Genomic DNA, 4,169 nt, shown 5'->3' with positions numbered 1-4,169 from the left:
GTTAGTACAGGTTCACCGCTACCGGTTAGCACCTGTACACGCAGAGTAAATGATCGAGTGTCTAAGCCATTGTATGGATTGCAAGTAAATACAAGGTGAGTTGGCAGTTGCAGTGTAGATTTAGCTTCTACCGATTCCATCGCTGATTTTTTGGCTGCGAAATCGCTGAGTTCATGTTCTTCATTTCGGGCGTGGTCAATCGTCATTTTACGCACCGCTTGGACGGCATTTTTAATACTGATTTCATCTTCGTGGTGGTAAGCGTTCAAGTAGATGCCCCAATCTTCGAGGAAATCAGAAAAATCACGCTGTGAGCGACGTGAGCCATTAATTTCGCATAGAGCTTTGTATGCTGCGGTTTTCTTCATCACCAAATTAGCACGATGTTTAGCGTGACCGGCTTGTTCTCGGTTGCCCATATCAAATACAATTTCCGCACTCATTTTCTCTTGGTCAATAAAGCATTGTGCGTTTTCTTGGGCATTGGCGGTAGCATATTCAATCAGGCTACCAAAACGTTGCGTTGAAAACGCTGCACGGAATTGGTTACGGTGAGCTTGGAAAGGCTCTAAATTTTGTAATTTAATGCCTTCTGGTAGCATTACTGCACCAAAATCAGTTTCAAGTTCTTTGGTTGCAGCAACAGCAAGAGCCGAAATTTGTTGAAGTGTCGTTTTGTCCATTTTAAGTTCCTTTTGTTTGAGTAAAAAATAAAGCCACGCATTAACGTGGCTATCGAAAATTAAGCAGCTGCTTTAGAAAGAGCTTTTAAACCGCTAGGGCTTTCTTTTACTGCCGTTTCTGTTTTTTCAGGTGTAGCAGATAATGCCCCACCTTTATGAACATACATTGGTGTGGCGGTCGTATCTTCTTCAGCTGATTTACCACGCTTAGTTGGTTTAACGTAGCTCAATTTGTGCTGAATTTGAACAGATGGGCTGTCGCTATCCATTTTGTCTAAGCTAAATTCAACCGTAACTTTCCCTTTCTTATCGTGGGTCAGTACGCCTAACGCCACGTCTGAAAGAGCTGTAGCCAGCTTTTCTTTGAAAATACCGCAATCTAATTCATCTAAAAATTCAGGTACATTTGTTTTTGCCATTTTGGGTTCTCCTAATTAGGGTTTGAGTAAAATTGTTAGAACGGAATATCATCATCAAAATCTCGTGATTCTGAATCCGTCATTACGTGGCTATATGGATTGGTTGGCGGTGGGTTTCCTGCCGGTTCGGTTGCCCAATTATTATTGCTGTTTCCGCTGTTTGGGCTGCCGAGCATTTCTAGCCGGTCGGCGATGATTTCGGTCGTCCAGCGGTCTGTGCCGTCTTGGGCTTGCCATTTTCGAGTGCGTAGTTTGCCCTCAACATAGACTTGTGAGCCTTTTTTCAGGTATTTGCCGATAATGTCAGCTAAATTCCGAAAGGCGATAATGCTATGCCACTCTGTGGCTTGTTTTTTATCGCCTGATACTTTATCCGTCCATTCGGTCGAAGTTGCCACACTGATTTTGGCGACTGAATCGCCATTTGGCATTGTTCGCATTTCAGGATCGTTGCCTAAACGTCCGACGACGATAGCTTTGTTTACGCCTGCCATAATTAGCCCTCTTGATTATTGATATTGAGTTTACGCACTTCAATAGCTTGAATTAGCTCCGATAACAGTTGCGGATATTCAACGAATTTTTCATCCACATATTTACGCATTTCTTCAATACGCTCATTGGTGTCAGCTTCATTAATCTTTTCAAGCATTTTATCTTTGTGAGCCTCCGCTTTTTTCAAACGTTCCAGCTCCAAATCCACACCGCTCTCTAACCATTCCACGAGCTTTTGCCCTGTTTCAACGGATAGTCTGAACGGATTGCCGTTAGGTGGAAATAACCCTGTACGGTCCTTGCTTGGTTGAGCAAAATTACCGTCGTGGATTAAATCTAACACGGTAGTAAATTCATACTCGATACCGTCATTTTGTTCCGCTTTCATTCCTAGCTTTTGAACCTGTTTGCGACCGTTTACTTCTGCTTGGGTTGTCTCGGTTTTGCTTCTCATTGTCACAATGATGTGAGCAGGGCAAGCAAGCAGATCATCAATTAAAGCACGATGGCGTGCTTTGGTTTCACTCCACGCACTCCACGTATTCCCTTTGAATTTTGCCTTGGCGATTTCGTCGTTTAACTCTAAACAACCGCCAGCCCCCGACCATTCGTGCGTGATACTGTCGATAATAATCACGTTAAAGCCATTATTTACGGCAAGTTGCACCGCTTGGCGGTAGCGTTCAGGTGTATAAGGGGCGGAGAGTTCTAAGACATCAAAATCGACGATGTCAGAATAAAGGGAAGCACTCCCTTTTTCTGTGTCAATCACGGCAATTCTGCCGCCAATGCCTTTTGCGGTAAGCAATGCACCGTAAGTTTTCCCTGAACCGCTAGGACCAGTTAAAGCCAAGCGAAGTTTGGATTTTTTGCGTTCTGCTTTTTGGAATTGCATTGTGATTACTCCGTAAAAGTCATTCGTTTGTAGATTTGGCGGACACGCTCAACATCTTTCGCACAGTATTCTGCTACTTCGGCAATTTTGCCGTCTTTGACGTATTGCCATACTTTTGAGCCGTCAATCTCGCCTTTTTGCTCAATGTCTAGCACTTTACACAGCTTATCGAGCGACACCGTACCGCCGTAACCAGCCCATTCTGTCATTGTGTCGTAGATATTATTGCGACTGGTGGTGTAACAAGGTCTTACACCATTAATTACCGAGCGTTGGAAAATAAAGCGGTCATCGAATTTAGTAATGTTATGCCCGATGAATTGTGGAACGGTATTGCATTTATTCGCTTTTTCACGCAGGAAGTCGTTAAAACGTGCCAGAATATCTGCTTCACGGTCTGCTGATTGCCAATCTTCACGGTAGAATAGCACTGGCGGTTCGTCGTTGATTGCTACACCAATTACAGCAATTTCGCCAAAAGTGCCGTCTAGTGCGGTTTTCGCCACCGCTTCGCCTTTGTTCTGCTCAAACCATTTCGCAATGGTATCTTCACTTTTGTAGTTTGCTGGTGGTTTCAGCGTTTCCGTTACATAGGCTTGGAAATCGGCGTTTTGAGTTGGGATTGTTTCGATGTCGATGTAAATTTTCATTGTTTGCCCTCTTGTTTTGGCGTGGTTTAAGTAATTGGTGTTGGCTGGTAGCGTGGTGTACGCTGTGCCAGTTCGTGGGTCTTCCCATTCGCTTTGCTTATCAACGTCAAGCATTGTTATTCCTTGTAGAGTTTAATAGGTGTATCTCTGCCAATGTTGAACCGCTCAATTTTGCGGTTAATCAACATAATTGCGTTTTGGCGGCTGTATTGTGGATAGGTTGTGTGCTGTAATTTGCCGTCATAGTAAAACTTGGCGACAAATTGTTTACCGACCGCCACAATCTCCACACCTGTTTCAATATTTTGTGTCATATTTCCCTCCGCAGTATTGATTGCCGTTATTTTTAACTACCCAAACACCTTGATTGCGTTCACATTTGTAACGTTGCATTTGTATGTGGTCGTCATAATCCATTCGCCCGACAATGCCTAATAGCAAAATTAGCAAGGCAAATGGGGCAAGTTGTTTCATTCTGTTCATAGGATTGTCCTTTGGGTGAAAAAAAGCCCACGTCTTAGGTGGGCAAAATGGAGAATTACCTGTAGCCGTCGGGGTTTAACCTTTCACGACAATCAAGGTCTTTTTATGCCATTCAAGGCGACACTCGACTTAGGCGAAAACTAGTGCAGAAAAACCTAAGTGTTAGCACCGAATGCCGCCTTGAATGGCGACCGCAGAGAGATTCGAACTCTCGACCCACTGCTTAGAAGGCAGCTGCTCTATCCACTGAACTATGCGGTCAAAGTACCGTTGCTTAACCCAACGGCAGGGCTTACTTCAATCTAAGGAGGATGGCTTTCACCATCTCAAACCGCTCTCTAGTCCATTCGTTTCGCTGGATAACGGCACTTTGGGAAAACATACGCAAAAAACCAAAGTGTGATTATCGGGCTAACTCTTTGTTGAGAGCGGTTTGAGATGGTGGCTCTTTTTATACTTGTGAGCCGTCAAGTTTCCTTATTGTCTCTCACAACTCAAATAAGGATTAAGTTATGAAAAATAATATTTTAATTACTTATGATTT

At 43.6% G+C, this 4,169-nt stretch carries 7 protein-coding genes and 1 tRNA gene; all 8 read right to left on the bottom strand.

Annotated features, from left to right (window positions below; all coding sequences use genetic code 11):
* Positions 1-683: DUF2303 family protein (locus EDC41_RS13310; RefSeq protein ID WP_132303720.1), on the bottom strand; the 683-nt coding region annotated here is incomplete at its 3' end.
* 59 nt (positions 684-742) lie between these two features.
* On the bottom strand, positions 743-1,102 hold the full coding sequence (locus EDC41_RS13305; RefSeq protein ID WP_115262502.1) for a hypothetical protein: 360 nt from the start codon (positions 1,100-1,102) through the stop codon (positions 743-745).
* Between the two features lie 35 nt (positions 1,103-1,137).
* On the bottom strand, positions 1,138-1,596 hold the full coding sequence (ssb, locus tag EDC41_RS13300; protein ID WP_006250955.1) for a single-stranded DNA-binding protein: 459 nt from the start codon (positions 1,594-1,596) through the stop codon (positions 1,138-1,140).
* A 2-nt stretch (positions 1,597-1,598) separates the two neighbouring features.
* The gene (locus EDC41_RS13295; protein WP_080549937.1) at positions 1,599-2,492 is read right to left on the bottom strand and encodes an ATP-binding protein; all 894 of its coding nucleotides are present in this window, start codon (positions 2,490-2,492) and stop codon (positions 1,599-1,601) included.
* A 5-nt stretch (positions 2,493-2,497) separates the two neighbouring features.
* Positions 2,498-3,142: a ribonuclease H-like domain-containing protein gene (locus EDC41_RS13290; RefSeq protein ID WP_115262526.1), complete on the bottom strand. Its 645-nt coding sequence runs from the start codon at positions 3,140-3,142 to the stop codon at positions 2,498-2,500.
* 116 nt (positions 3,143-3,258) lie between these two features.
* Positions 3,259-3,456, bottom strand: a complete 198-nt coding sequence (locus EDC41_RS13285; protein WP_115262503.1) for a hypothetical protein — start codon at positions 3,454-3,456, stop codon at positions 3,259-3,261.
* Positions 3,440-3,625: a hypothetical protein gene (locus EDC41_RS13280; protein ID WP_115262504.1), complete on the bottom strand. Its 186-nt coding sequence runs from the start codon at positions 3,623-3,625 to the stop codon at positions 3,440-3,442. Before EDC41_RS13280 ends, EDC41_RS13285 begins: the two co-directional genes overlap by 17 nt.
* A 185-nt stretch (positions 3,626-3,810) precedes the next feature.
* Positions 3,811-3,886: transfer RNA gene (locus tag EDC41_RS13275), tRNA-Arg, on the bottom strand.
* Between the last annotated feature and the right edge of the window lie 283 nt (positions 3,887-4,169).

Origin of the sequence: Mannheimia haemolytica, assembly GCF_004342115.1 — a bacterium.
Lineage (GTDB): Bacteria > Pseudomonadota > Gammaproteobacteria > Enterobacterales > Pasteurellaceae > Mannheimia > Mannheimia haemolytica.
The sequence above is the reverse complement of the archived record's forward strand: the minus strand, read 5'-3'. Positions and strand labels throughout refer to the sequence as shown.